At 73.2% G+C, this 25,240-nt stretch carries 23 protein-coding genes; 11 read left to right on the top strand and 12 right to left on the bottom strand.

The window, feature by feature from the left end; all coding sequences use genetic code 11:
• The first annotated feature begins 57 nt into the window (after positions 1 to 57).
• The 5 genes from B0I32_RS48100 to B0I32_RS48080 all read left to right on the top strand — a co-directional run bounded on the left by B0I32_RS48100 (position 58) and on the right by B0I32_RS48080 (position 5,900).
• Complete coding sequence (locus B0I32_RS48100; RefSeq protein ID WP_181308592.1) at positions 58 to 1,047, top strand: LacI family DNA-binding transcriptional regulator; 990 nt, start codon at positions 58 to 60, stop codon at positions 1,045 to 1,047.
• A gap of 91 nt (positions 1,048 to 1,138) precedes the next feature.
• Entirely contained in the window at positions 1,139 to 1,894 is a 756-nt protein-coding gene (locus tag B0I32_RS48095; protein WP_106251346.1) for a sugar isomerase domain-containing protein, read from the top strand.
• Positions 1,885 to 3,135, top strand: coding sequence for a neutral/alkaline non-lysosomal ceramidase N-terminal domain-containing protein (locus B0I32_RS48090; protein WP_106251216.1), 1,251 nt, complete (start codon positions 1,885 to 1,887; stop codon positions 3,133 to 3,135). The genes B0I32_RS48095 and B0I32_RS48090 overlap by 10 nt, the downstream gene beginning before the upstream one ends.
• A complete protein-coding gene (locus B0I32_RS48085) occupies positions 3,132 to 4,319 on the top strand; it encodes an N-acetylglucosamine-6-phosphate deacetylase (protein WP_106251214.1) in 1,188 nt (395 codons plus the stop codon). Before B0I32_RS48090 ends, B0I32_RS48085 begins: the two co-directional genes overlap by 4 nt.
• A gap of 90 nt (positions 4,320 to 4,409) precedes the next feature.
• Positions 4,410 to 5,900, top strand: a complete 1,491-nt coding sequence (locus tag B0I32_RS48080) for a sodium:solute symporter family protein (protein ID WP_106251213.1) — start codon at positions 4,410 to 4,412, stop codon at positions 5,898 to 5,900.
• A gap of 131 nt (positions 5,901 to 6,031) precedes the next feature.
• Here the strand turns inward: B0I32_RS48080 and B0I32_RS48075 are convergent, their stop codons facing one another.
• Positions 6,032 to 6,229 carry a hypothetical protein gene (locus B0I32_RS48075; RefSeq protein ID WP_106251211.1) on the bottom strand — a complete coding sequence of 66 codons (198 nt, stop codon included), beginning with the start codon at positions 6,227 to 6,229 and terminating at the stop codon, positions 6,032 to 6,034.
• Between B0I32_RS48075 and B0I32_RS48070 the strand changes: the two genes are divergently transcribed.
• Together B0I32_RS48070 and B0I32_RS48065 are read left to right on the top strand one after the other, a co-directional pair.
• Positions 6,230 to 6,583, top strand: a complete 354-nt coding sequence (locus tag B0I32_RS48070; RefSeq protein ID WP_106251210.1) for a hypothetical protein — start codon at positions 6,230 to 6,232, stop codon at positions 6,581 to 6,583.
• 492 nt (positions 6,584 to 7,075) lie between these two features.
• Complete coding sequence (locus tag B0I32_RS48065) at positions 7,076 to 7,297, top strand: hypothetical protein (RefSeq protein WP_106251208.1); 222 nt, start codon at positions 7,076 to 7,078, stop codon at positions 7,295 to 7,297.
• Positions 7,298 to 7,430: 133 nt separating this feature from the next.
• Here B0I32_RS48065 and B0I32_RS48060 read toward each other — a convergent pair whose 3' ends face one another.
• Both B0I32_RS48060 and B0I32_RS48055 read right to left on the bottom strand, forming a co-directional pair.
• Positions 7,431 to 7,835, bottom strand: coding sequence for a DUF4260 domain-containing protein (locus B0I32_RS48060; RefSeq protein WP_181308590.1), 405 nt, complete (start codon positions 7,833 to 7,835; stop codon positions 7,431 to 7,433).
• 152 nt (positions 7,836 to 7,987) lie between these two features.
• Positions 7,988 to 11,512, bottom strand: coding sequence for an alpha-N-acetylglucosaminidase TIM-barrel domain-containing protein (locus tag B0I32_RS48055; RefSeq protein WP_181308589.1), 3,525 nt, complete (start codon positions 11,510 to 11,512; stop codon positions 7,988 to 7,990).
• A 212-nt stretch (positions 11,513 to 11,724) separates the two neighbouring features.
• Here B0I32_RS48055 and B0I32_RS48050 point away from each other — a divergent pair, with 212 nt between their 5' ends.
• Positions 11,725 to 12,915: an ROK family transcriptional regulator gene (locus tag B0I32_RS48050; RefSeq protein WP_106251205.1), complete on the top strand. Its 1,191-nt coding sequence runs from the start codon at positions 11,725 to 11,727 to the stop codon at positions 12,913 to 12,915.
• Positions 12,916 to 13,037: 122 nt separating this feature from the next.
• Here the strand turns inward: B0I32_RS48050 and B0I32_RS48045 are convergent, their stop codons facing one another.
• Positions 13,038 to 13,400 carry a peptidase inhibitor family I36 protein gene (locus tag B0I32_RS48045; RefSeq protein ID WP_106251203.1) on the bottom strand — a complete coding sequence of 121 codons (363 nt, stop codon included), beginning with the start codon at positions 13,398 to 13,400 and terminating at the stop codon, positions 13,038 to 13,040.
• Between the two features lie 286 nt (positions 13,401 to 13,686).
• Between B0I32_RS48045 and B0I32_RS48040 the strand changes: the two genes are divergently transcribed.
• Entirely contained in the window at positions 13,687 to 14,676 is a 990-nt protein-coding gene (locus tag B0I32_RS48040; RefSeq protein ID WP_106251201.1) for a phosphotransferase family protein, read from the top strand.
• A gap of 10 nt (positions 14,677 to 14,686) precedes the next feature.
• Here B0I32_RS48040 and B0I32_RS48035 read toward each other — a convergent pair whose 3' ends face one another.
• From B0I32_RS48035 to B0I32_RS48000, 8 genes are all read right to left on the bottom strand, one after another.
• Positions 14,687 to 15,532 carry a metallophosphoesterase family protein gene (locus B0I32_RS48035; RefSeq protein ID WP_106251200.1) on the bottom strand — a complete coding sequence of 282 codons (846 nt, stop codon included), beginning with the start codon at positions 15,530 to 15,532 and terminating at the stop codon, positions 14,687 to 14,689.
• 45 nt (positions 15,533 to 15,577) lie between these two features.
• On the bottom strand, positions 15,578 to 17,086 hold the full coding sequence (locus tag B0I32_RS48030; protein WP_106251198.1) for a PucR family transcriptional regulator: 1,509 nt from the start codon (positions 17,084 to 17,086) through the stop codon (positions 15,578 to 15,580).
• 8 nt (positions 17,087 to 17,094) lie between these two features.
• Positions 17,095 to 18,147 carry a DUF917 domain-containing protein gene (locus B0I32_RS48025; RefSeq protein ID WP_106251197.1) on the bottom strand — a complete coding sequence of 351 codons (1,053 nt, stop codon included), beginning with the start codon at positions 18,145 to 18,147 and terminating at the stop codon, positions 17,095 to 17,097.
• Positions 18,135 to 19,235 carry a hypothetical protein gene (locus tag B0I32_RS48020; protein WP_106251195.1) on the bottom strand — a complete coding sequence of 367 codons (1,101 nt, stop codon included), beginning with the start codon at positions 19,233 to 19,235 and terminating at the stop codon, positions 18,135 to 18,137. Before B0I32_RS48020 ends, B0I32_RS48025 begins: the two co-directional genes overlap by 13 nt.
• A complete protein-coding gene (locus B0I32_RS48015) occupies positions 19,232 to 20,539 on the bottom strand; it encodes an MFS transporter (protein ID WP_106251193.1) in 1,308 nt (435 codons plus the stop codon). The genes B0I32_RS48020 and B0I32_RS48015 overlap by 4 nt, the downstream gene beginning before the upstream one ends.
• A gap of 396 nt (positions 20,540 to 20,935) precedes the next feature.
• Positions 20,936 to 21,691, bottom strand: a complete 756-nt coding sequence (locus B0I32_RS48010; RefSeq protein WP_106251191.1) for an ATP-binding cassette domain-containing protein — start codon at positions 21,689 to 21,691, stop codon at positions 20,936 to 20,938.
• Positions 21,688 to 22,719: an ABC transporter permease gene (locus B0I32_RS48005; RefSeq protein WP_106251190.1), complete on the bottom strand. Its 1,032-nt coding sequence runs from the start codon at positions 22,717 to 22,719 to the stop codon at positions 21,688 to 21,690. Before B0I32_RS48005 ends, B0I32_RS48010 begins: the two co-directional genes overlap by 4 nt.
• Positions 22,716 to 23,702 (bottom strand): sugar ABC transporter substrate-binding protein, encoded by a 987-nt coding sequence (locus B0I32_RS48000; protein ID WP_106251188.1) that lies wholly within the window; start codon positions 23,700 to 23,702, stop codon positions 22,716 to 22,718. Before B0I32_RS48000 ends, B0I32_RS48005 begins: the two co-directional genes overlap by 4 nt.
• 353 nt (positions 23,703 to 24,055) lie before the next feature.
• Here B0I32_RS48000 and B0I32_RS47995 point away from each other — a divergent pair, with 353 nt between their 5' ends.
• Entirely contained in the window at positions 24,056 to 24,946 is an 891-nt protein-coding gene (locus B0I32_RS47995) for a YihY/virulence factor BrkB family protein (protein ID WP_106251186.1), read from the top strand.
• Positions 24,947 to 25,012: 66 nt separating this feature from the next.
• A complete protein-coding gene (locus B0I32_RS47990; protein ID WP_146178573.1) occupies positions 25,013 to 25,210 on the top strand; it encodes a hypothetical protein in 198 nt (65 codons plus the stop codon).
• Positions 25,211 to 25,240 lie beyond the last annotated feature (30 nt).

The following is a 25,240-nucleotide window of genomic DNA, read 5'->3' as shown; positions in this document are numbered from 1 at the left end:
GCTTCGCTAGAGTACTTCGGTCAACCCCGGTCGAGCCCACCCCCCGAGGAGCGTGCCGTGAGCAAGCCGACGATCTACTCGATCGCCCAGCGGTGCGGCGTCTCCGCCGCCACGGTCTCGCGCGCCTTCAACCGCCCCGAGCTGGTCAGCGCGCCGGTCAGGGAGCAGATCATGGCCGCCGCCCGCGAGCTGGGCTACCAGCCGAGCTCCGCCGCGCGCGGTCTGGTCACCGGGCGGGCCGAGATGATCGGGCTGGTCGTGCCCGACATCACCAACCCGTTCTTCCCGCTGCTCGTCCGCGCGATCCAGCGCACCGCCGAACGGATGGGCAGCTCGGTCATGCTGATCGACGCGGAGGAGAGCGCGGCGGCGGAGGTGCGCCACGTCGCCCAGCTGCGCAGCCGGGTCGACGGGGTGATCGTGGCCTCGCCGCGCTCGTCGTCGGCGGCGCTGCGCGAGGCGGCGCGGGGCCTGCCGTGCGTGCTGCTCAACCGGCCGCTGCGCGAGCTGTCCTCGGTGATCTGCGACAACACCAGCGCGCTCTTCGACGCGGGCGAGCATCTGCACAAGCACGGCCATCGCTCGTTCGCGCTGCTCGCGGGGCCGAGCGCGTCGTGGGCGGCGGCCCGGCGCTCGCAGGCGATCCGCAGGTGGGCGCGGGGACGCGGGGTGGAGCTGATCGAGCTCGGCCCGTTCCGCGCCACGTTCAAGGGCGGAAGGCAGGCCGGCGCCGCGCTGCTCGCGACCGATGCCACGGCGGCCTTCGCGTTCGACGACCTGACCGCGTGCGGGGTGCTGGCCGAGCTGGCCGGCCGGGGCGTCTCCGTGCCCGGCGAGCGCAGCGTCGTCGGGTGTGACGACGTGCTGCTCGCCAGGACCGTGACGCCGAGCCTGACGACGGTGACCGCGCCGATGGACGATCTCGGGGCGACCGCCGTGCAGGTGCTGACCAGGCAGATCGAGACGCCCGGCGGGCCGGCCGAGCACGTCGCGCTGCCCGGCGTGTTCGTCGCGCGCGACTCCACGGGGCCGCGTTCCACCTCTTGACCGGGCTTCTGTCTTGGTCTTGAATGCCTGCAATCGCTTTCATCGGTCATGAGGGAGCCTGCAGGTGCAAAACGGACGGCACGTGTCGCTCATGCGAACGTACGCCGAACAGGTCGCGGGCCTGATCGGCCGGATCGAGACCGAGGAGGCCGACGCCGTCGGGGCGGCGGCCACGCTCATCGCCGACCACCTCACCGGGCACCAGGACGCGGAGCGACTGATCTACGTCTACGGCCCCGGAGGGCATTCGAACCTGGCCGCGCAGGAGGTGTTCTTCCGCGCCGGCGGCCTGGTGAACGTCAGCGCGATCCTCGACGAGGGCACGCTGCTGTCCGGCGGCGCGCTGCGCTCGATGGCCATCGAACGCACTCCCGGCTACGGCCGCGTGGTCATCGAGGACAACCGGCTCGGCGCGGGTGACCTGCTCGTCCTGGTCAACGCGTACGGCATCAACGCCGCGCTCATCGACGCGGCCCTGACCGCCCGCGAACGCGGCGTCACCCTCATCGGCGTCTCCTCCAGGGAGCACGCCGACAGGACCGCGCCCGATCATCCGGCCAGGCACCCGACCAGGCGCAACCTGCACGACCTGGTGGACCTGCACATCGACACGAAGGTGCCGGTCGGTGACGCCGTGCTGGAGATCGAAGGGGTGCCCGAGCGGGTGGGCGCGATCTCGACGTTCGCCAACGCGTACGCGCTCAACGTGCTCATGGCGGCGGCCATCGCCGAACTGGCCGGGCGCGGCGCCGTCCCCGAGATCTGGCGCAGCGGGAACGCGCCGGACGGCGACGAGCGCAACGCGCTCTTCCAGGACCGTTTCCGCGGGCGGGTGCGATGGCTGTGACGCTGCTGGCCGGGGCCGCGGTCGCGGACATCACGCCGCCGGTCGGCGGCTCGCTGGCCGGTTACGCCGCCCGGCGGTCGCCGTCGGCGGCGGTGCACGATCCGCTGCTCGCCACCGCCGTGGCGGTCTCCGACGGCGCGGCCACGTCCGTCGTGATCTGCGCCGACCTCATCGCGCTCGACCCCGACACGGTACGAAACGTCGCCGCCGACCTGCACGAGCGCACCGGGATCCCGGCCGAGGCGGTGGCCGTGGCGGTCACCCACACCCACGCCGGGCCCGCCGTGACCAGGGGCGGCATCGGCGGTGTCGCCGATCCCGCCTACGTCGCGCACGCCCGCGCGCGGCTGGCCGACGCCGGGGCCGCCGCGCTCGCCGCGCTGACGCCCGCCGTGATGCGCCGGGGCCACGGCACGCTGCACGGCGTCGCGCACAACCGGCGCGGCGCGGCCCTCACCGATCCGGCGGTCCCCGTCGTCCGGCTGGAGCGCGAGAACGGCGAGCCGATCGCCACCGTGTTCTCCCACGCCTGCCACCCGGTGACGCTCGGCCCCGACAACCTGAGCGTCACCGCGGACTGGCCCGGCTACGCGCGGCGGCACGTCGAGTCCGCGATCGGCGGCGTGGCCCTGTTCCTCCAGGGTTGCTGCGGCCAGCTCAACACCGGGCACGCCGCGGTCGACAGCCTGCGGCCCGGGGCCGGGTCGCTGCCCGGCCGCACGTTCGAGGCCGCGCGCGGGAACGGGACCCTGGTCGGGCAGGCCGTGCTCGACGCCGGCACGCGAGCGGTCACGGGGCCGGTGTCGGCGGCCGCCGCGCCCGTCGCCCTGCCCGTCGGGGACCCGCTCACCCCTGCCGAGCTGCGTACGCTGGCCGGCGAACCCGGCGGGATCTGGGCCGGCTGGGCCCGCGTCCAGCTCCGCGACCCCGGGCCTGCGGCGGTCGAGGTGCAGGTGGCCGTGCACCGGTGGGCCGGCGTGCCGCTGGTGTTCCTGCCCGGCGAGCCCTTCGTCGAGTTCGCCCTGGAGCTGCGCGCCGCGCTGGGCGATCCCGGGCTGCTGGTCGCCGGGTACACCGGCGGCGTGCCCGGCTACCTGCCCTATCCGGAGTCGCATTACGGGGCCGGCGGGTACGAGATCGAGGAGGCTCACCGCGCCTACGGGCTGCGGGCCGCGTTCACGCCCGAGGCGGGTCGCCTGGTCATGGCCGCCGCCAGGGAACTGCTCGGGGAGGCGGGATGAGCATCGAGGGCGAGCGTTCCGTACCCGTCGAGGGCCGCCTGACGAACGGACGTCCCGTGCACGTCGAGGGCCGTCTCACGGATGGGCGTTCCGTACGGGTCGAGCTGGAGGGGTCGCGGATCGCCGCCGTCACCGACGTCGGCGGCGCGTCCGACGCGCTCATCCTGCCCGGGCTGGTGGACCTCCAGGTGAACGGATACGGCGGGCTCGACTTCAACGCCCCCGACCTATCGCCCGGCGACGTCTCCGACCTGGTACGCGAGCTGTGGCGGCGCGGCACCACCACACTGTGCCCCACGATCATCACCGCCCCGGAAGCGGCCATCCTGCGCAACCTGCGTGTGATCGCGGCCGCCCGCGAGGCCGACCCGCTGGTCCGGCACGCCATTCCCGCCGTGCACGTGGAGGGCCCGTACCTGGCGGCCGAGGACGGGCCGCGCGGCGCGCACGACGCCCGCCACCTGCGCGACCCCGACCTCGCCGAGTTCGCGCGCTGGCAGGAGGCGGCCGGCGGGCTGGTGCGGATCGTCACGCTGGCCCCCGAACGGCCCGGCGCCGCCGGCTACATCGCCGGCCTCGCCCGGCAGGGCGTCATCGCCTCCATCGGCCACACCGCGGCCACCCCCGCCGACATCGAGGCCGCCGTACGGGCGGGCGCCCGGCTCTCCACCCACCTGGGCAACGGCGCCCACACCATGATCCGCCGGCATCCCAACCACCTCTGGGCGCAGCTGGCCGAGGACCGGCTCGCCGCGACGTTCATCGCGGACGGGCACCACCTGCCCGCCGACACCTTCACCGTGATGCTGCGCGCCAAGGGGGTGGGCCGTTCGCTGCTGGTCAGCGACTCCGTCGCGATGGCAGGCCGCGCGCCCGGCGACTACACGACCCCGGTCGGCGGGCGGGTCACCGTCCGGCGGGACGGCCGGGTGACGCTGCCCGGCGGCGAACTGCTGGCCGGGTCGGGCAGCTCACTGCTCGAGTGCCTCGCCTGGGCGGTCACGCGGACCGAGGTGGACCTCGGCACCGCCGTACGGCTGGCCGCGGCGAACCCGTCCCGGCTGCTCGGCCTCGACCGGGGCCGCGTCGAGCCCGGCGCGCCCGCCGACCTCATCGTCACCACCCCCGACCTGTCCTCCGTCCTGCACACCTTCGTGAACGGATTCCCCGTCCACCCCTCCTGACCTGCACCTTTTGACCGCATCCTTCCTCCCTACTGCCATCCGCACCCCGTACCGCTCCCCCGCTCCCCCACCCCCGACCTGGGAGATCTCATGGGCTTTCTCGACTGGCTAGTGATCTGCGGCTACTTCGTCGTGATGATCGCCATCGGCGTCTGGGCGAAATCCCGCATCCGCGACGCCCGGGACTTCTTCACCGCCGGCGGCAAGATGCCCTGGTGGCTGTCCGGCATCTCCCACCACATGTCGGGCTACAGCTCCGCGGTCTTCGTCGGGTACGCGGCCATCGCGTACACCGCCGGTTTCACCCTGTACGTCTGGTGGGCGATCGGCATCACGTTCGCCATGGTGATCGGGTCGTTCCTGTTCGCGCCGCGCTGGCCACGGCTGCGGCAGCGGCTCGGGATCATCTCGCCGCTGGAGTACCTGGCCACCCGCTACAACGTGCCGGCGCAGCAGGTGCTGGCATGGAGCGGCACCGCGCTCAAGGTCTTCGACGTGGGCGCCAAGTGGGCGGCGACCGCGCTGCTGCTGCAGGTGTTCGCGGGCGTGCCGATCGCCTGGGGCGTCCTGCTCACCGGCGGGGTCACGCTCATCTACTCGACGATCGGCGGGCTGTGGGCCGACGCGCTCACCGACCTCGGCCAGTTCGTCATCCAGCTCGTCGCCGGGATCACCATGTTCGTCGCCGTGCTCGCCCAGCTCGGCGGGGTGACGGCGATCTGGACACTGTGGGACCGGCTGCCCGAAGGGCACGGCCAGCCGTTCAACGACAAGTACACCGTGGGCTTCGTCCTGGTCTACCTGCTGATCAACACGCTGTCGTACAACGGCGGCACCTGGAACCTGGCTCAGCGCTTCATCGCCGCGCCCACCGGTGCCTCGGCCAGACGGGCCGCGCTGTTCTCGGCGGCGCTCTACCTCTTCTGGCCGCTCGTGCTGTTCTTCCCCATGTGGGCCGCGCCGATCCTGCTGCCCGGCCTGTCCGAACCCGACCAGTCGTACGCGCTGCTGACCCAGCAGTTGCTGCCCGGCGGGCTCATCGGCCTGGTGCTCGCCGGGATGTTCGCGCACACGATGGCGATGACGTCGTCCGACGCCAACGCGATCTCCTCGGTCGTGATCAGGGACATCATCCCGTCGGTGTGGAAGCGGGCCGGCCGGCTCTCGTCCCAGTCGGAGCTGCTGGCAGGGCGGGTGTCGACGTTCCTGTTCATCGCGCTGTCGATGGGCATCGCGCTCACCGCGGACAGTTTCGGCGGCGTGCTCGGCCTGCTGATCCTCTGGTTCGGTGCGCTCGTGGGGCCGATCGCCATCCCGATGCTGCTCGGCATGCTGCCGGCCTTCCGCCGCTGCGGCCCGGCGGCGGCGATCGGGTCGTGGGCGGCTGGGCTGGTGGTCTTCGCCCTGGTGAAGTACGTCTTCCCGGGCCAGACGCAGACCGTCGAGGTGGCGGCGCCGGTGCTGACCTCGCTGGCGGTGTTCGTCCTCGTCGGCCTCGCCGCCCCGGCCCGCGACCCCGAGGCCGACGCCCTGATCGATTCCCTGAACACCGAACACCCGGAAACCGCCGACGCCCCCTGACCCTCCGCCGTCCGGGCGGGCCGGCACCGGCACCAAGGCCGGCCAGGACGGGGCCGACGAGGCCGACGTGCGGGTAGGCACCGACGCCGGGACCGGCAGGGCGGGGCCGAACGGGGCCGAGGGCGTATTTGTCATACCTGCCGCGTACCGTGCCCACCATGACGAATGCGCACGCGCCGCTCGACGGCGAGCGATGGCAGCCTGGAGATCTTGTCGTCGACGCCGGCGGCGCTCTGTTCACGCGCGCCGGCGCTTTTGACGATCACGAACGAGGTCTGCCATGGGGGCGTCCGGGTGGGGTGACCCGCCGGGACGACGGTGGCGTTCATGTGCCCGAAGGCGTGGTGCCGGAGTCGGTGCCCGTCCGGCCCCTGACGTTGTTGCTCCGCGACGGACGCCCGGCCTTGCCCGCCGTACCGGCCGATCCCGCGGCGGTCCTGGGCACCCAGGCCCGGCAGACCGCGACCGCGGCCGGCGTCGGCGGCCTGTTCCTGGCCGCCACCGCGTTCGACCCCGACGGCGGAGGCGACACCAGGGCGGCCAAACTGCGCGCGGAGCTGCTCGATCACGTCGTGGTGGTGGACAACGCGGAGGAGCTGGCGGCGATGTTCGGCGGTGTGGCGGACGGTCTGCTGGTGGCGCTGGCGGATTGGCATGCGCGCAGCGTCGGGGAGAGCGCCTGAGTGCTGCCGTGACCTGCTGGTTCTCACAGGGCGGGCAAGTCGGAGGAATTGTCGGTGGCGTCCTGGACAGTGACAGGTATGACCGAGTCGCCAGTGAGCCATGCCGTGACCCACCCCGCCAACACCGATCCCCCACCCGAGCCGGCCCCGGACGGGACGAGAGGCCGCCCGCCCGAGACCATGGGAAGGGCACCTGAGCCCGACGAGATGCGCCACCATTCGCCCGGAACCCCGGGCAGGGCTGCTGCGGAGCCGGATGGGGCAAGCCACCGTCCATATGAGACCGCAGGTCGGGCTTTTGCCGAGCCGGACAGGACGAGCTCCCGTCCGCCCGAAACCCCAAGCAGGACTTTCGCAGAGCCGACGGGGTTGAGCCGCGCGTTCCCCGAGCCGCCTGGAAGGACGCCCGCGGAGCTGGACGAGACGAGACCCCGTTCGACGGAGACCATCGGAAGGGCTCCGGCAGGGCCGAGCGGGGCAAGGAGCCGTTCGATGGAGACCATCGGGAGGGCTCCGGTTGAGCCGGACGGGGTGAGGGCCCGTTCGCCTGAGACGGCGGGAAGGGCTCCCGAGGAAGCCGAACAGCCGCTCACCTGTCCCCGCTGCCACGGCGTGATCGTCGGCGCGCAGACCTCCGCCTACACGACCGCCCGTGCGCGCCTGATCGTCACCAACGGATATTGCCAGGGCGACTGTGCGGGGCGCGATGCCTGAGCCGCGCGGACCGGCGGCGGGAGGTGCCGCGCCTTCTCGATGATCAGAGGCGGCGCGGACGTCCGGTCAGGTGGCGGTGTGCCCGTGCCGCAAAGTGCGGTCAAGTGGTGGTGAGTCTGCGACCGGGGTGCGGTCAGGTGGTGGTCGGTCCGCGGCCGGGGGTGGGGTCGAGTGACCCTGGGCCGCGGCCGAGGGTGCGGTCGAGGGCGATGCGGGTGAGCCAGCCCAGGCCGGCCGTGAAGAGGGGTGGCCAGACGATCGGCCCGAAGCTGTAGCCGACCAGCACCGCGAGCGGGATCCACACCCGGTTCACGGCCTGGTACAGCACGCCCGGCGGGCGGACGCCGGCGAGCCTGGTCAGGTCGGGGAACGCGAAGAACAGCAGCGCGGCGGCCGTGGTGGGCAGGCCGTACTTCTGGCTCTCGAAGACGGCGAACGCGGCGAGGAAGAGCGTGAGAGCGCCCCAGGCGATCCGCCTGACCACGCCGCCCACGCCGGAAGCGGGCGTGGACGCGGCCTCGGGAGGTTCGGTGGTCACGCGTACAAAGTACCGCCAGGGTGGATCATCCGGACGGCGTACCCGTGGGGACCGCGCACACGACCGTGGCCGGCGACCCCGCCCGGATGGGACGGGGCAGGGACGCCGGCCGGACGGGGGCGGGGCAGGGGACGCCGGTCGTAGGGGGTGGGTCAGGGAGCCGGGGTGCCGTAGACGCTGACTTCGGTGAGGTGGAAGGAGAGGTTGGCGGTGTTGTGGGTGCCGACCACGCGGACGTACCGGGCGCTGGCCTCGGTGGTCATGGTGTCGCCGGCGTCCGTCGCGGCGCGGGGGCCGCGCCGGCCGCCGAGGGTGTACCAGGTGGTGCCGTCGAGGCTGCCCTCCAGGCGGTATTCGTAGTGGCGTCCGCCGCTGACATAGTTGCGGACGTTGACGCGGGAGATGTCGTCGACCTCTCCGAGGTCGACCTGCCACCAGGTGGTGTCCCAGTTCATCTGAGAGGCGAAGTACGGGGAGTTGGCGCGGTTGCCGTCGTTGGCGTATGCGGGGCCTCGGCTGGGCTCCGAGCTGAGCGCCGTGACCGGTTTGCGGAGGCTGCGCAGGGTGTCGCCTGAGCTGTCACGCGCGGTGGACGACGCCGGTACGGGCTCGGTCAGCACCGAGATCGCCTGCCGGCCGGTCTGACGGGTGGCCGCGCTGACGAACACCCCGACGTCGAGTGCGGCGGCTCCCGCGCCCGGTACGGCGGCCGAGCCGACCACGGTCCAGTTCTGGCCGTCTGTGCCGCACGAGCCGGTCAGTCGGTCGCCCGACCTGCCGATGCGCACCCGTACGGGCGGCGTGAACCCGCCCGCCTCCGCGCTGGAGTCGAGCCGGCCGTCTCCGTCGGAGTCCCAGCTGAACAGGCAGCCGTGACCCGGGGTGACGGCGATGTTGGCGTAGCCGGTGGCTCCCGGGGTGGCCAGGTCGTCGCTCACCACGAGCCCGGAGCGGCTGTACTCGGCGGCGCCGTCCTGGACGAGCACGGTGCTCTGGAGTTGCTGCCCGTCGGCCAGGACGTCCGGGCGGTAGGCGGCGGCCAGTTCGTTGGTCTCCCGCCACAGGTCCGCCCCACCCGCCGCGATCGCCACCCCGTCGCCGGTGGTGGCGAACTCGGCCTGCGTGTTGCTCATCGTCCGGTAGGAGGAGGGCACGGTCCCGGCGATCAGCAGGCCGGCCGAGGCCGTGTCGCGCCGTGTCCCGCCGGACTGCCGGTCGGATCCGGTCGATCGCCAGTCGGCGGTGACGTACAGCTTCGGGGTCGTGCCCGGGGTCTCGGCGGCGGGCACGGTGACCGTCCAGGTCGTGGTGAACGTGCCGCCGGCGGCGACGCGGTCGGCGCGGGCCGGGGAGGTGGCCCGCACCCGGTATCCCCGCGGAACCTCCAACCCGAGCGTCACCCGCCCGGTGGGCCGCAACGTGTTGGCGTTGCGGAACGTGGCCGTCACCCGTACGTTCTCACCCGCCTTGACTCCCCTGCGGTCGGCCTCGACGCTCACCGCGCCGTCCGGCAGCGCGGCCGCCTCGCCCGCCAGAGCATAGGCGTCGCCGCGCGGCTCGGCGGCGAGCTTGGTGCCGGCCCTGGACCAGTCCTCGGCCACGGCCCGCCAGTCGATCGGCTCGGGGTAGTCGGCGCCCGAGCGCAGCGCCGCCTTCAGGCTGTCGAAGAACAGCTGCCAGCGTTTCGCGTAGTACTGCCCGACCAGGCCGTTCATCTCCCTGCGGGCGTAGTCCTGCAGGTCGGAGCCGGCCGCCCAGAGCGTCACCAGCGACTTGAGGTTGTAGTCCAGGGTCGCCGCCTCGGCCGGGGTCGCGGCCTGGCGGCGGGCCTCCTTCTGCCACACGCCGAGCAGGAAGTTCTCGTCGGTGCCCAGCAGCCGGTCCATCAGCCGGATGCCGTCCATCCACTGGCCGGTGAGGCGTTCGAAGCGGTCGAGGTCCCTGGCCCGGTAGGCGGCGCGGATCTCGGGCAGCCGCAGCCTGCTGTGGTTGGCCAGCACCTGGCGGGCGACGTCCACGAGGTCGTAGCGGTAGGCGCCCGAGCCGCGCAGCCGCCGGTCGACCTGGAGCAGCTCGTCGAGGGCCCGGTCGAAGGCGGCGATGTCGTACTGCAGGGGGTAGCCGGTGTTCGCCAGGCCGGGCTGGTCGTCGTACAGGCCGGTGACGTGGCGGGTGTCGGCGGCGGCGGGCCAGCTGTAGACGGTGTCGAGCAGGATCCGCCAGGCCGCCTTGGCGTGCGGGTCGTCGCGGCCGTACCGGGCGGTGGCGTAGTCGTCGAACCAGCGGGGCATGTCGGCGCGGCCGTCCTGCCACGGCAGGTCGGTGAAGAACGCGAGCGCCGCCGGGTTGTTGTCGATGGCCTCCGGCATCAGCGCGATGCCGTTCATGGCCGTGCCCTGCTTCTCCCGCCAGGCGTGGAACTTCTCGTTCCACACGGTGAGCCGGGCGCCGAGGTTGACGTGCCCGCCGAAGTTCCAGATGGTGCCGAACGCGTATCCGGTGCCGAAGAAGTCCTTGTCACGGTCGGTGACGCCGGACTCCTCGCTGATGCCGTCGACGATGAACATCTTGCCCCGGTCGATCGCCTGGAGCGTCGCGGGCAGCGGGTTGTTCTGCCAGCCGAGGATCGCCCAAAGGGCGTCGGGGTGGGCGGTGTTCAGCGCGCGCTGCACGGCCTGCGAGGCCCGCGCGACGTCGACCTTGCCGGGCGTGCCGCCCTCGTGCAGCAGGTCCATCTTGTACATCGCGCTGGGGCCGAACAGCTCGGTCTGGACCCGGTAGAACGTGGCCGCGACGCGTTCGAAGATCGGGTCGGTCGGGTCGAGCCAGTGGGGGCGTTCGAGCTTGTTCCAGGTCCCCTGCGGGACGGTGTTGGCGGCCGGGTTGTGCGCCTTGAAGTCGGTCGGCACCGTGCCGAAGTAGCCCGGCAGCACGGGGACCATGCCCAGCGAACGCAGCCGGTCGGCCATCTTGCGGCCGAGGTCGATCCGCTGGTCGATGAGGTGCTGGGAGACGGGGCCGTCGGTGCAGCACATGTTCTGCAGCAGCCACCAGGCCTGGTGGCCCGGCTGCGGGATCCACGCCCGCATCTCCGCGTCGGTGTAGCCGAACTCGGTGAACGTGCGCTGGTAGACCGCCTCCTGGCCCTCGTACACGAGCACTTCGTTGATCCCGTGCAGCGCGAGGACGTCGATCCGGCGCTGCCACTCCTGCCAGCTCAGGTACGGGCCCGCGTAGCCCTGGTTGGTGTCGTTGAGCGCGAAGCGGTGATCCACCGAGGAGTCCCTGGCCAGGCGCGACGCGGGGAGCGGGAGGCGGTGCGGCAGGTCGGTCTGGGAGCCGTTGATCGCGATGTCGGCGTGGGCCACGTGGCGCAGGTAGTGGCCGAAGCCGGTGAGCTGGACGGCGGGGGTCGTGCCGGCGACGACGAGACGGCCGCGCTCGGCGTACACCTCGAACCTGTCCTTGCCTGTGCCCTTGTCGATCGTGCGCAGGGTGACCTGGGCGGCGCGCGGGGCGCCGATCAGCCGCTCCAGGGCCTGCGCCGCCGGGCCGCCTGTGCTGCCTGACCCGCCTCCGCCGCCGGGGCGTTCGGAGGAGGTGGCGGGAGGCGAGGTGGGTGGCGCGGGCGTGGCGGCGACGGCGGCCGGTGGGGAGACGAACGGGGCGGCGAGCACCGTGAGCAGAACGGCGAGCGCCGCCGCCAGACGGTGTCGTAAGCGGTATAGGGGACTCTGTGGGGGGCGGGAGTGGGGCATGATGACGGCCACCTCTGGTGAGCAAAAGTCCGATATGTAAGGACTTTTCGTAAAATCGCTGCGGAAAGATACTCAGCTGCAGTCCGCCCGAGGTCAAGATCTGTGGGGAAACGGATGGTCGAGGGGTGCGCATGCAGCAGGAGAGGCCGCCGGGGACGCCGGTGCTGCGGAGGATGAACCGGGCAGCGGTGCTCGACGCGATCCGGCGGCAGGCGCCCGAGCCCGTACGGGTGGCCGAACTCGCCCGGCTGACCGAGCTCACCCGCCCGACGGTCGCCCAGGCCGTGGAGGACCTGCTGGCCGCCGGCTGGTTACGGCAGCACGCGCCGCGACCGGCCGCGGTGGGCCGGCCGGCCACCCGGTTCTCGCTGAACGGCCGGGCCGCGCCCGTCCTGGGCCTGGACGTCGGCCCGCACACCGTGGCGGCGGCCGTCGCCGACCTGGCCGGCGAGCGCCTCGCCGAGGTCCGCCGACCGGTCGGGCACGGCGACGCCCGGCATCTGCTCCAGGCGGTGGACGAGGCGGCGCAGGAGGCGCTGGCGACCGCCGGTCTGGCCACCGACCAGGTCAAGGCCGTCACCGCGGCCACCCCTGGCATCGTCGAGGCGGGCACCGGCCGCGTCCTGTTCGCGCCGAGCGTGCCGGGCTGGTCGGAGATCGACCTCGCCGGCCGGCTGCGGGACCGGTTCCGGTGCGCGGTCACGGTGGAGAACGACGCCGACCTCGCCGCCCTGGCGGCCGCCCGGCGGCACACCGACGCGGGCACCCTGCTCGCGGTCCAGTGGGGCGAACGGCTCGGGGCCGGCGTCGTCATCGACGGCCGCCTGCACCGGGGCGCGGGCCAGGCCGGCGAGATCGGCTTCATCCGTCCCTCCGGTCAGACCGGCAGTGGCGGGGACGGCGATGGGCGGGGGCCGCTGGAGCGGGCGATCGGAGCCGAGGCGATCGTCGGCCTGGCCCGTCGCCACGCTGCCGGGCGACCGGGGTCGGGTCTGGCCGAGGTGACGGACGCGGCCGCCGTCTTCACGGCCGCCGCGGCGGGTGACGTGCTCGCCGCCGAGGTCGTCGACCGGGTCGCCGCCGTCTTCGCCGAGGCGGTCGCGCCCGCCGTCCTGGTGCTGTCGCCGCACGCGATCGTGATCGGCGGCGGCATCGCCCGGGCCGGCACGGTCCTGCTGGAGGCGATCGTCGGACACCTCGAAGGGCTGACGCTCACGGCGCCCCGGGTGGAGCTGTCGGAGCTGGCCGAGGGCACGGTGCTCACCGGCGCGATCCAGATGGCGCTGGACGAGGTGTGGCGACACGCCCTCGCCACCTGCTGACCGCGCCGGGCCGCCGGTGAGGGGCGGGTCGCAGCGGGCGGCTGGGTGAGGGAGACCCAGCCGCAGGTGACAGTCCGGTCACGGACGGGGGGCCGGGTGAGGGAGGTCCGGCCGGTGCCGGGTCAGCAGTAGCGGGCAGGGGCGATGCGGTCCATCACGCCGCCGAACCGGCCGCGATAGTTGGAGCTGTAGTCGCCACCGGAGGCCAGCCGTTTGGCCCGCCAGTTCCATTCGGTGTCGGCGGTGTCGACGAAGCAGGCCCCGCTCGTGGCCACGAACGACCCGACGTTGTCGGCGTGCGTGCCGCCGATGAACCGGTTGCCGTTGGCCTCCCACCAGGTGTAGACGGCACCCGTGTAGTTGGCCCCCGTCCACAGGCACACGTGGGCGTGGCAGGCCGGGACGGCCGCCTGGGCGGGAGCGGCGGGCGCGGCCACGACGGCGGCGGCGAGGACCGGAGCGAGGAGCAGGCTGACGGATTTCATGGGGGATTCCTTTCGCTGACTGCGTGGACATCCCGCACGCTATACGCAACGTGATCGAACGAACACGTTAGGTTAGCCACTTCTTACTTCAAGGCCTGAATCAGATCGGGCCCAGCGCGATCTGTGCAGGTGAGGGCGCATCCTGCCCTGCCGCGCCACGAGAAGGAGGCCGTATGCGATCATCCCGCCGTACGGAGTGGACCCGGGTCATGCCCCTTACCGCTGGTCGGCCCGCGGCCGGCGAAAACGCCTGGCCGTCCCGTCGCGGCGGTGGTTTGATGCGCGGATGGAGATCTCCCAGGAGGTACGGGCCGACGATCCGTGGCCCGGATACTTCGCCGGCCGGGGCCACCCGGGAGCTCTCCGGATCGGCTCCGGCGCCGAGGGCGTCGTCTACCGGCTCGGCCTGGGCCGGGTCGCCAAGGTGTGGGCCGGTCGGCCGCCGATCGAGCTCACCCGCCGGGTGTACGCGGACCTCGCGCGGCACCGGCTGCCGTTCGCCACCCCGGAGATCTTCGAGGTGGTGGAGCACGAGGGCGTGCTGGTGACGTACGAGCGCGAACTGCCCGGCGTCCCGATGGGCCGCGACCACCCCGAGGAGCAGTTCGGGCGGGAGCTGCCCGCCCACCACGCGGACGCGCTGCTCACCGTGCTGCGCGGGCTGGCCTCCGTGCCGGGCACGGACGCGATGCGCCGGCTGACGTTCCAGGGCGACGACCGCCCGCTGTGGCAGGGGCACGACCGCTTCCAGGACGCGCTCGCGGCCCTGGTCGGCCGGGCGGTGGCCCGCAACGGCGACGCGCTCGCCGCCCTGGTCGAGCGGACGGCGGGCCGGCCCGGCGCCGCACCGGGCTCGCGGGCGCCGGACTTCGGCGCGGGCGTCAAGCGCACGCTGGACGCGCTGCGGTCGCTGCCCACCGGCCCGGTCACCGCGATCCACGGCGATCTGGTCCCGCCCAACATCCACGTCGACGCCGCCGGCCGGCCGGTCGCGGTGCTCGACTTCGGCTTCTGTACGACCGCGGGCGACCCGGCGTTCGAGGCGGCGGTCACCGCGGCCTTCTGGGACATGTACGGCCCGTACGCCGAGGAGCACGCCACGGAGCTCACCCGGCTCTTCGCCGACCGGCTCGGCCACCCGCAGGAGACCCTCGCCGTCTACCAGGCCGTGTACGCCCTGATCAGCTACGACCTGTTCGGCATGGGCGCCGACGACGGCCACCTCCGCTGGTGCGCGGCGCTGCTGCGGCGCAATCCCGTGTTCACCGCCTCCTGATCAAGGGCGCTCAGCTCTCGGGCAGGACCTCGCGCAGCAGGCGGCGGACACCGGGGCGCGGCTGCCACTCCCGCGGGTAGCCGAGCGACACCTCCTCGAAGCGGACCCCGTCGTACCAGGTGACGCGCGGGATGTGCAGGTGGCCGTAGATCATGGCGGCGGTCGGGTGACGGCGGTGCCAGTCCCTGGTGGCCGTGGTGCCGCACCACTGCGCGAACTCGGGGTAGCGCAGGACGTCGGTCGGCTCGCGGACGAGGGGATAGTGGTTGACGAACACCAGCGGCACGTCGTCGTCCAGCTCCGCCAGCCGCCGCTCGGTCAGCTCCACGCGGGCGCGGCACCAGGCGTCGCGGGTCGGGTACGGGTCGGGGTGCAGGACGTATTCGTCGGTGCAGACCACGCCGGTGCTGTGGGCGTAGGCCAGCGCGCTCTCCTTGGTGTGGTGACCCTCGGGCAGGAACGTGTAGTCGTACAGGAGGAAGAGCGGCACGATCCGCACCGGCCCGCCCGCGCCCTCCCACAGCGGGTAGTCGTCCTCGGGGGTGATGACGCCGAGGTCGCGGCAGATGCTCACCAGGTGCTCGTAGCGGGCCACGCCGCGCAGCCCGTCGGGTTCGCCGGGCCTGGCCCACAGCTCGTGGTTGCCCGGCACCCACACGACGCGCTCGAAGCGCCCGGCCAGCAGGCGCAGCGTCCACGTGATGTCGGTCAGCCGCTCACCGATGTCGCCCGCCACCAGCAGCCAGTCGCCGGGGGTCAGGGGTTTCAGCGCTTCGACGACGGCTCTGTTCTCGGGATAGGCGACGTGCAGGTCGCTGACCGCCAGCAGCTTGGCGTCCGTACGGGGAGCGGGCACCGGGTGTCTCCTCTTCCGGGGATGGCCTCTACGAGCATGCCATGATCAGCTCAGCATCACATGGCAGGCGAGCTGGAGCGCCAGCCGGGTGGCGGCGTCGTCGAGGTCGAAGCCCGCCGATCTGATGCGGTCGAGACGGGTGGTGATCGTGTTGCGGTGGACGCCCAGCCGCTCGGCCGCCTTCAGCGCGCCGCCCTCGTCCAGGACGGCGGCCAGCGTCTCCAGCAGCGTGCCGTCCCTGTCGATCTCCAGCAGCGGGCGCAGCACGACGGCCGCCGGCGCGCGCAGGACGCCGGTGGGCAGGGCGCCGAGCAGCTCGGCCGGGCCCATCCGGTCGGCCCGCACCACGCTGCCCTCCCCCGCCACGTACGCAGCCGCCTCCGCGCCCAGCAGCGACTCCCCCACCGCCGGGAGTCCGTCGACCTGCGCGCCGACGCCTCCCGCGCACGGCCACGGCAGCGTACGCAGGCAGTGGTGGAGGCGTTCCGCCAGCTCCTCCGGACCGGACGCGGACCAGCCCGCCCACCCCTCACCCCTGACCAGCACCGGCACCTGACCGAGCGCGCCGGTCACCAGCGCCTGCACCAGCGACGCGTCGGCGGCCGGCGTGAGCGGGCGGAGCTGGTAGGCGGCGATCGGGCCGCCGACCGGCCAGCCCAGCGCGGTCGCCGCCACCCGCGCCTCGCCGAAATCGCCAGAATCGCCGGGCTTGCCGGACCCGCTGCGCTCGCCGATCTCGCCGGACTTGCCGGACTTGCCGGACCCGCCTGCCTCGCTCATCTGGCTGCCGATCAGACGTTCGGCGAGTGCGGACTGGAGGGCGAAGTCGCGCGCGGCGGTCAGGCTCTCCTGCGCCGTCCAGGCGGTCAGCGGCGCCACCGCCAGGCCCAGTACCGTACGCACGACCGCCGGCCAGCCCGGCGACCGCGACGACCCGCCGGCCACCAGGGTGCCCAGCACACCGCCCTCCCGGTCGGGCACCGTCACCTCGGCCGACCAGCGCCCGGCCGCGGCGTCGCGGCGGCCCGCCAGGGGCCGGCCGTAGCGGTCGAGGAAGGCCACCGACGTGCCGGGCAGCTCGGCGTTCAGCACCCCGAGCACCCGCCGCGCCGACGCTCCCGCCTCGGCCAGCCGGGTGGCGCAGCGGGCGACGAGCTGGGTACGGGCCGCGTCGGGACGGGAGGCGGCCGAGGCCACCCGGACGGCGACGATCAGCGGGTCCTCGTCCACGAAGATCAGGGTCACGCCGAGCCGTTCCGCCAGCACCTCGCCCGACCCCTCGCTCAGCCCGCCCGCCGGCGCGATCACGCACGCCGCCGCCTGTTCCCAGGCCCGGCGCATGGCCATCTCCACCGCCCAGCCGCCGCCGGCCGCCGTGCCGATCAGCACCACCGCCGTGTGCGGGGCGACCGTGGCGAACACCGACAGCTCGTCCACGATCCGCACGCCGCGCACGGGGTTCTCGCCCCCGCCGTACATGCGCGCGCCGGCCAGCGGCCCCGCGTCGACCAGCTCGGCCACCGTGACCGGCGCCTCCCACCCGGACGCCCGCACCGCGCTCATCACAGCGGGAGGCCGAACGCGCGGGGGCCGCCCAGGGCCAGGCCCCGCTCCGTGTGCCACACCGGTGCCGCGCTGACCACCATGATGTCCACCTCCAGGCCCGGCTCGGCCTTGTCCACGTCCACGACCATCCCGTCGCCGGTCGAGATCATGCAGATCTGGTCCGGGACCGTCGCCACCACCGCCCCGTCGGCCAGGGCCAGGACGATCTCGTTGTGCGCCTCCAGCCGTACCAGCCGCCCCAGTCCCTCCGACTCACGCAGCACGATGCTGGACGGAAGGGACGGCAACGACGGCAGGGCCGGCGGCCCCGGGTCGGCGCCGTGCCCGGTGCTTCCCTCGACGCTCATGATCCGGGCCCGGCACAACGTGCGCACCCCGTACGGCGCCGCCGCCGACCGGGGCACGCCCGGCTCGCCCGCCCGCATGAGCAGGCTCACCGTCTCCGGCACCAGCACCCGCGTCAGCTCGCCCGCCGTCATCGGATAGCACGCCGCCACCGCCCAGCCGCCGACCGACAGCACCACGGGACGCAGCAGCTCCTCCACCCGGCCGGCCGCCGTCTCCAGCAGCACCAGCTCGCCCGATCCGCCCGCCAGCGCCAGCGGTGCCGGGCTGATCCCGCCCAGCGTGTACGTGGTCTGCTCCACCAGCGGGAACACCCGCCCGGTGCCGTCTCCGTCCACCAGCGGCACCCCCAGGGCGGCCGCCGCGATCAGCGGGATGAGCGCGTTCTCCGCCGCCAGGTTGAGTCCCACGACCGCGCCCGCCCGCTCGCCCAGCCGGCGCTCCAGCGCGCGTACGGCCCGCTCAGGCTCGTCGCCGGCGGGCAGTTGCTCGCCCAGGGCCGTCGTCGAGCCGACCAGGCTGACCGCCACGCAGCGCGTCTCCGGCGCCGGCTCGTCCGCCCGCACCAGCTCGACGCCGCGCCCGAGCACCGAGCGGGCCCAGTCGAGCGCCAGGTTGTACGACGACTCCGCGGCCCCCGTCGCGAACACCCGTGACCCCGCCGACAGCCGGTCGAGCCCGCCGCGGTCGATCAGCCGGCCCATGGCCGCCCGTCCGCCGTCACGCGCACCCGGTACAGCCCGTCCGGCAGGTACGACAGCGGGTTCACCGTGGTCTCCGTGATCGTCGCCGCGCCCGGGGCCGCCCCGGCGCTGACCGCCCGGGTCAGCGCCTCGTCCCTGGCGTCCTGGAGCGCCCGGTCCAGCTCGGCCCGGCCGCGCGCCTGCACGATCCGCTCGACCTGCGCCCGCGGCCGCCCGAGCGCCGCCCCGTACGCGGCGACCACCCCGTCCGACACCCCGTCCGACACCCCGTCCGACACCCCGTCCGACACCCCGTCTGACCCCTCCCCGCCGCCCGACTCCACCCCGCCGAAACCCCCGCCGGGACCGCCGGGACCTCCGCCCGAATCCCCGCCGCTGGACGCCGGCCCGCCGAATTCCCCTCCACCTGGACCGCCGCCGGAGCGGAGCCGTTCGAGTGCCGCGCGCCCGTGGGCCAGGCTCGCCGTCGCCCCCAGGTCGCAGGCCAGCGGATACCGCCGGAAGTAGTGCGCCGACACCACCCCGCTGTCCGACCTGGCGAAGTACACCGGCACCCCGGGCAGCTCGCCGGCCACCTCGTCGGCGATCCGCCCCGCCGCCGGCCCGAGCGCCGCGTTGCGGATCGCCTCCGTCTCCCGTTCGCGCAGCCCGGGATGCCCGAACTCGTACGACAACGTGATGCGCGCCCCCGGCACCTCCGCCGCGATGATCGCCGCCACGGCCAGCTCGTGATCGGTCAGCATCGGCGACCCGGTCGCCGTCACCGCGAAGTCCATCAGCCCGCACGTGCCCGCGAACCGGCGCACCGCCTCGGTGTCCAGTGGCGCGAGCGGCCGGCCCGTCACGCTGTGGCCGCCGCGCACGATGGTGGCGACCCCCGGCCCGGCGGCCGGGCGCAGCGCTTCTGGGCACGGCCCGCCGACCCGGACGGCCGCGACCGCCGCCAGAGGCGCCCCGCTCAGGTCCACCGCCACGAAGGCCCGCTCGGCCGTACGGGCCGCGGTGCGGGGCACCGGCCAGGTGGGCGTGCCGTCACTGACCGCCACCATCGGCGGCGGTGACTCCCCGAGGGCGACGCCGAGGATCACTCCAGCTCGCGTCCTTCCGTCTCCGGCAGCGGCACCGCCAGCAGCGCCGTGGCGACCATGAACGCATTGATGATCAGCATGGTAGCGGTGAAGCCCGTGGCGTTCGCGAGCAGCGCGCCCACCGCCGAAGGCGCGACGGTGGTGGCGACGAGCTGCGCGGCCGTGGCCCACGAGTAGCCGGTGCCGCGCAGCGCGGTGGGGTAGAACTCGCCGTTCCAGGTGTTCCAGACGCCCCACGCGCCCAGGCTGAAGAACGACAGGACGAAGTTGCCCAGGTACAGCCCGGTCATGGAGTCGGCGGTGGCGAACCAGAGCCCGCCCAGCGCCGCCGCGACCACGTACACGAGGAAGACCTTCTTGCGGCCGAACCGGCCGGTCAGGAAGGAGGCGCTGACGTACCCGGGGATCATCATCAGGGCGCTCAGCGCGGCGAAGCCGAGCGAGGCCGACAGCGTCAGCCCCTTCTCCTGCAGCAGCGTCGGCAGCCACGTCTGCAGGCCCCAGTAGCCCCAGTTGAAGACGAAGTTCAGCAGCAGCATGACGACGGTGATGCGGGCCAGCCCGCCCTTGAAGAGGTCCAGCGGCCGGCCCGCGCGGCCGCGCGCCACCGTGAACGTGGCCTGCGCGTCCGGGCTGCCCAGCGAGCGCAGCACCGCCCGCGCCTCCTCCTGCCGGCCGCGCCCGGCCAGCCAGTACGGCGACTCCGGCACCCACGCCCTGATCGCGAACGCCCACAGCCCCGCCGCCGCGCTGGCGACCACGACCACGTGCCAGCCCAGATCGCCGAGTGTCACCGACGCCCCGATCGCGGCCAGCATGCCGATCGGCCAGCCGATCGACAGGTAGACGGCGGCCCGCCCCCGGTGCCGGGTCGGCAGCAGTTCGAGGAAGAAGGGGAACGTGATCGTGTAGACGCCGGCCAGCGCCAGCCCCGAGACCACCCGCAGCGCCACCAGCACCTCCGCGTTCGGGGCGAACGCGGAGGCGAGCGCGACGATCCCGTACGCCAGCAGCGACCAGAACGCCGTGGGCCTGCGTCCGAGCCGGTCGGCCACCGGCCCCCACACCAGCACGCCGGGGATCATGCCGAACGCGACCGCCGACAGCACCAGGCCGACGCCCGCCTCGTCGATGCCCAGCTCGGCGCCGAGGTCGCCGGAGACGTAGACGAGGGCGAGCTGCTCCCACGACTCGATGACGAACGCGATGAACAGCGCGAGCGCGATGAGCACGTGCCGGCGGGTGAACGGCATGCGGTCGAACGCCTGGCCGATGGGCATCGTGCCGGAGTCGATGGCGGTCATGGCTGCTCCTCGGAGGGGGCGGAATCTGGGCCGCACCCTACGGCGGGCCCGCGGCGGCGCCCCTGTGCGGAGCGCCCGGCCCGGCCTCCCGCCCTGTGCGGCCCGCCCTGCTCCCCCGCGCGGCCGCCCTCTCCCCGCGGGGCCGCCCCGTCCCAGCGAGGCCTGTCCCAGCGAGGCCTGTCCCGGCGGGGCCGCCCTGACCGGCCCGGGGTCCTGCCCCAGGCCGGTGCAGGGCGCGGGGTAATAACGGTCCCAGCGGGGCGAGCCGCCTCGCCGCCCGCTCGGGCACGGTGGTCATGGCGATCCCCCGATCACTCGGCGCACACCTGCCTTGAGGTGTTCCTGCCTGAAGTGCCGTCCAGGGGATCGCCCGAACACGTCAAATGTCGGCCAAGGTCACTCGCGTTCGAGCTCGTGGGCCAGTTCCTCCAGCTCTGCCCCGCCCGCCATGAGCGCGGTCAGCTCCTGCGTGGTGATGTCGGCCTTGGCGTACTCGCCCACGCTCGTACCCCGGTTGAGCAGCAGGAACCGGTCCCCCACCGGGTAGGCGTGGTGGGGGTTGTGGGTGATGAAGACCACGCCGAGCCCCCGGTCGCGGGCGCGGGCGATGTAGCGCAGGACCACGCCCGCCTGCTTGACGCCGAGCGCCGACGTGGGCTCGTCGAGGATGAGGACCCGGGCGCCGAAGTGCACGGCCCTGGCGATGGCCACCGACTGGCGCTCGCCGCCCGACAGCGTGCCGACCGGCTGGTCCACGTCGCGGATGTCGATGCCCATCGCGCGCAGCTCCTCCCTGGCCACCCGCCTGGCCTTGGCCACGTCGAAGGCCAGGCCCTTACGCGGCTCGGAGCCGAGGAAGAAGTTCCGCCAGACGGACATGAGCGGGATCATCGCCAGGTCCTGGTAGACGGTGGCGATGCCGCGGTCGAGCGCGTCGCGGGGACTGGACAGGCGCACCTCCTGCCCGTCCACCAGGTAGCTGCCGGCGTCGTGCTGGTGCACTCCGGACAGGATCTTGATGAGCGTGGACTTGCCCGCGCCGTTGTCGCCGAGCACGCAGGTGACTTGCCCGGCCGCGACGCCCATCGACACGTCCCGCAGCGCCAGCACCGAGCCGAACGTCTTGCCGATGCCCCTGGTCTCCAGGATCAATGCTTCACCTCCTCGGCGTACCGCCTGACCAGGCGGTTGGCCAGCGTCGCCAGCAGCAGCATCCCGCCCAGGAAGAACTTGAACCAGTCGGCGTCCCAGCCCAGGAAGACGATGCCCTTGTCGGCCATGCCGAAGATGACCGCGCCGATGGCGGCCCCGATGGCGGAGCCGTACCCGCCGGTGAGCAGGCAGCCGCCGATCACGGCGGCGATGATGTAGATGAACTCCTGCCCGATGCCGATGTTGGCCTGCACGGACGTGTAGCGCAGCGCCAGGATCGAGCCGACCAGCCAGGCGGCGAACGCCGTGGTCATGAACAGCGCGATCTTCGTACGGGCCGCGGGCACGCCCACCGCCCGCGCGGCCTGCTCGTTGCCGCCCACCGCGAAGATCCAGTTGCCCGCCCTCGACCGCATGAGCACCCACGTGGCCACGGCCGTCACCAGGATCCACCACAGGATGGCGATCCGGAACGAGGTGCCGCCGATCTCGATCGTGCCGGCCAGCACGGCGCTCGCGCCCTCGAACCCCTCGGCCCGGCGCAGCCCGCTGACCTGCACCGTCCCGGTGATGGCCTTGGTGACGCCGAGGTTGACGCCCTGCAGCATGAGGAACGTGCCCAGCGTCACGATGAAGCTGGGCAGCCTCGTCCTGGTCACGATCAGCCCGTTGGCCAGCCCGACGGCCAGCGCGACCACCAGCCCGGCCAGCATGGCCAGCCAGACGTTGAACCCGAACCGGGTGGCCAGCGTCACCAGGATCAGCCCGCTGGTGCCCGTGAGCACGCCCGCCGACAGGTCGAACTCCCCGCCGATCATCAGCAGCGCCACCGCGACCGCCATGATGCCGAGCGTGGCGGCCGGGTCGAGCCAGTTGGCGATGCCGGCCGGCGAGCGGAAGACCGGGGACTGTGCGGAGAAGAAGACGAACACCACCACGAGCCCGACGACCGCGCCGAGCTCCGGCCTGATGAGCAGGCGCCGGGCCATCCCGACGTCGGCGACCCGCTCATCCGCCGTCATCGTCATCGTGTGCCCGCCTCGGCCAGCTGGGCCACCTGCGCGGCGTTGTCCTTGGTGACGAAGCCGGGCCCGGTGTTGACGGGCAGGCCGCCGCCGACGGTGTTGAGGTTGGCCTTGTACAGGTTGAGGAAGGTGATCGGCAGGTAGCCCTGGAGGTACTGCTGCTGGTCCACCGCGAAGAGGATCTCGCCGTCGTTGATCGCGGTGACCACGTCGGCCGACAGGTCGAACGTGGCCAGCTTCGCCTGCGAGCCGGCGTCCTTGATCGCGTCCCTGGCGGCCACGGCGACGGCCGGGTTGAGCGCCAGCACGCCGTTGACCGCCTGGTCGGACTGGAGCTTGGCGGTGACCTTCGAGGTGACGTCGGCCAGGTTGCTCACGTCCACCTGCAGCCGTTCGACCGTGCCGCCCAGGGTCTCCTCGGCGCCCTTGCAGCGCTGGTCGAGGCCGACGTTGCCGGCCTCGTGGATGACGCACAGCAGTTTGCTGACGCCGGCCGTCTTGAGCTGCTCGCCGGCGCCGCGCCCGGCCACGTCCTCCGACTGGCCGACGTGGGTGATCGCGCCCAGCGCCTTGGAGGAGTCGGCGCCCGAGTTGATGGTGACGACGGGGATCTTGGCCGCGACGGCCTTGCCGATGGCCTCCTTCAGCGCGTCGGGGTTGGCCAGGGAGACCACGATGCCGTCCACCTTCTCGGAGACGGCCTGGTCGATGAGCTGCGACTGTTTGGCCGGGTCACCGTCGCCCTGGTACGTCACGCTCACGCCGTACTGCTTGCCGGCGGCCTCCGCGCCGTTCTTGACCACGTCCCAGAAGGAGTCGCCGGGGGCTCCGTGGGTGATCACGGCGAAGTCGCCCCCGCCTCCGGAGGCGGGGGCGGCGGCGGAGGTCGCGGGAGGGGCGCTCTGCCCGCTCTGACCTCCCGAGGATGAGCAGCCGGTCAGGGCCAGCGCGCCCAGCAGGGCCAGCACGATCGGGGTACGTCTCACAGGACACCTCCAAGACCAACGAGCTAGCCCTGGTTGTACCTCAATGTCATCTCTTTGTATAGACATGCTGACCTATGCCCGTCACGACCACCGATGCCCCGGTGAACGTGCCGTGTGTGCTTACCTAGCCGCGCCTCCCGCCCTTGTAACCCCGGCAGCCCCTTCCGTCACAACCCGGCGACGGCCGCGCAGGGCGGTTCCGATCGTGCCCCGGCAGGGCGGTGAACGTGATGACGCGGGGTAGGATGCACTCCCCCCTGCAGCTTTCTCACAACGGCGCGGTGAGCCATTTTCGCTGACACGACCACGGCGGGCGATCACGCCCACGTCCCGCCGGCGTACCGGCTCCGGCCATGAACGCCGCCCGGCGCTGGGCCGGCCGGATGGCGGCGGGCTGGAAGCGGGCGAGGAGCCGGCACGGCTGGCTGGATCACACGGTGCGCGCCCTGATCCGCTACGACAAGTCCGACGCCGGCCGGCTCTCGGCCGCCCTCACCTACTACTCCTTCTTCGCCACGTTCGCCCTGGCCCTGCTCGGCTTCGCCATCCTCAGCCACTTCCTGGACTATCCGCCGGCGCTGGCCCAGGTGCAGCGCTACTTGAGCGACACCTTCCCGCGCCTCGACGTGCGGGCGCTGCGCGACGCCGGCGGGACGGCCGGGGCGGTGGCCTGCGTGGTGCTGCCGCTGACGGGCCTGTTCTGGATGGACACGCTGCGCTCGGCGACCAGGGCCATCTGGCGGCTGGAGGAGTATCCGGGCAACTTCTTCCTGCGTCAGGTCATCGACCTGGGCGTGGTGGCGGGGCTCGGGGTGCTGCTGTCGCTGTCGCTCAGCGTCGCCTTCGCCGCCGAATGGGTGCTGACCTGGATCGCGGTCAACACCGTCGGCGTGGAGGCCACCCCCGCCCGCGGGGTGCTGTCGGTGGCGGCGTTCGTGCTGGGCATCGGCGTCAACATGCTGCTGGCCATGGCGCTGCTGACCGCGCCCCCGCGGCTGCACCTGCCGCTGCGCCGGGTGGTCGGGCCGGCCCTCGTCATCACGATCGGCCTGGAGATCCTCAAGACCGTCGGCCAGGCCCTGCTCAACATCACCGCCTCCAACCCCGCCTACCAGGTCGTGGCCGGAGCGGTGGCGATGCTGCTCTTCCTCAAGGTGCTCAACCAGCTCATCCTGTTCGCCACGGCGCTGGCGGCCACCAGCCTTACCGGCGACGTCAGGGATCTGGCCGACCGCCCCGGCTGAACCCCGGGACGGCCGGTGCCGGACATCGGCGGTGACGTGTCCACGGGGGCGGCGTAACGTGAGGTGGTGGCAGACGATCTCGAGGTCCAGCGGGCCCTCACAGACCTCAACCTGGCGATCAAGGTCCTCCAGCAGTCTCCGGCGGACCTGCGGACGAAACGGCGTGCCGTCAAACGGGTGATGTGGGCGGCGTGGCGGGTGCAGCGCAGGTTGAAGCGGATCCGGCGGCGGCGCGACGAACGGGCACGGGAGCCGGCCGCCTAGCGGCACTCCCGTCGAGAAGAAGGGTGACGG

Origin of the sequence: Nonomuraea fuscirosea (assembly GCF_003001935.1) — a bacterium.
Lineage (GTDB): Bacteria > Actinomycetota > Actinomycetes > Streptosporangiales > Streptosporangiaceae > Nonomuraea > Nonomuraea fuscirosea.
This window is presented reverse-complemented; position numbering and strand designations above follow the sequence as displayed.

Coding starts and splice junctions, on each gene's coding strand:
- B0I32_RS48005 (WP_106251190.1), bottom strand. CDS start 22,719: ATGACGATGACGGCGGATGAGCGGGTCGCCGACGTCGGGATGGCCCGG.
- B0I32_RS48090 (WP_106251216.1), top strand. CDS start 1,885: ATGGCTGTGACGCTGCTGGCCGGGGCCGCGGTCGCGGACATCACGCCG.
- B0I32_RS48015 (WP_106251193.1), bottom strand. CDS start 20,539: ATGACCGCCATCGACTCCGGCACGATGCCCATCGGCCAGGCGTTCGAC.
- B0I32_RS48040 (WP_106251201.1), top strand. CDS start 13,687: ATGGAGATCTCCCAGGAGGTACGGGCCGACGATCCGTGGCCCGGATAC.
- B0I32_RS48075 (WP_106251211.1), bottom strand. CDS start 6,229: ATGAACGCCACCGTCGTCCCGGCGGGTCACCCCACCCGGACGCCCCCA.
- B0I32_RS48045 (WP_106251203.1), bottom strand. CDS start 13,400: ATGAAATCCGTCAGCCTGCTCCTCGCTCCGGTCCTCGCCGCCGCCGTC.
- B0I32_RS48025 (WP_106251197.1), bottom strand. CDS start 18,147: ATGGGCCGGCTGATCGACCGCGGCGGGCTCGACCGGCTGTCGGCGGGG.
- B0I32_RS47995 (WP_106251186.1), top strand. CDS start 24,056: ATGAACGCCGCCCGGCGCTGGGCCGGCCGGATGGCGGCGGGCTGGAAG.
- B0I32_RS48085 (WP_106251214.1), top strand. CDS start 3,132: ATGAGCATCGAGGGCGAGCGTTCCGTACCCGTCGAGGGCCGCCTGACG.
- B0I32_RS48065 (WP_106251208.1), top strand. CDS start 7,076: ATGGAGACCATCGGGAGGGCTCCGGTTGAGCCGGACGGGGTGAGGGCC.
- B0I32_RS48050 (WP_106251205.1), top strand. CDS start 11,725: ATGCAGCAGGAGAGGCCGCCGGGGACGCCGGTGCTGCGGAGGATGAAC.
- B0I32_RS48095 (WP_106251346.1), top strand. CDS start 1,139: ATGCGAACGTACGCCGAACAGGTCGCGGGCCTGATCGGCCGGATCGAG.
- B0I32_RS48080 (WP_106251213.1), top strand. CDS start 4,410: ATGGGCTTTCTCGACTGGCTAGTGATCTGCGGCTACTTCGTCGTGATG.